The sequence below is a fragment of the Staphylococcus sp. HMSC062H10 genome (assembly GCF_001836945.1).
Taxonomy (GTDB): domain Bacteria; phylum Bacillota; class Bacilli; order Staphylococcales; family Staphylococcaceae; genus Staphylococcus; species Staphylococcus aureus.
This window is the reverse complement of record NZ_KV830987.1, coordinates 3,321-3,539: the sequence shown is the minus strand read 5'-3', so window position 1 is coordinate 3,539 and position 219 is coordinate 3,321. Positions and strand designations below refer to the sequence as shown.

The following is a 219-nucleotide window of genomic DNA, read 5'->3' as shown; positions in this document are numbered from 1 at the left end:
AGATAGCGACTCAGACTCAGATAGCGATTCAGATGCAGGAAAACATACACCTGTGAAACCAATGAGTGCTACTAAAGACCATCACAAAAAAGCGAAAGCATTACCAGAAACAGGTAGTGAAAATAACGGCTCAAATAACGCAACGTTATTTGGCGGATTATTCGCAGCATTAGGTTCATTATTGCTATTCGGTCGTCGCAAAAAACAAAACAAATAATA

The 219-nt window shown here is 38.8% G+C and carries 1 protein-coding gene; it reads left to right on the top strand.

Translation table 11 applies throughout. The features are described 5' to 3' along the window. The coding region (locus tag HMPREF2658_RS09370; protein WP_141758295.1) for an LPXTG cell wall anchor domain-containing protein at nucleotides 1-217 on the top strand (217 nt) is incomplete at its 5' end. Nucleotides 218-219: the final 2 nt, after the last annotated feature.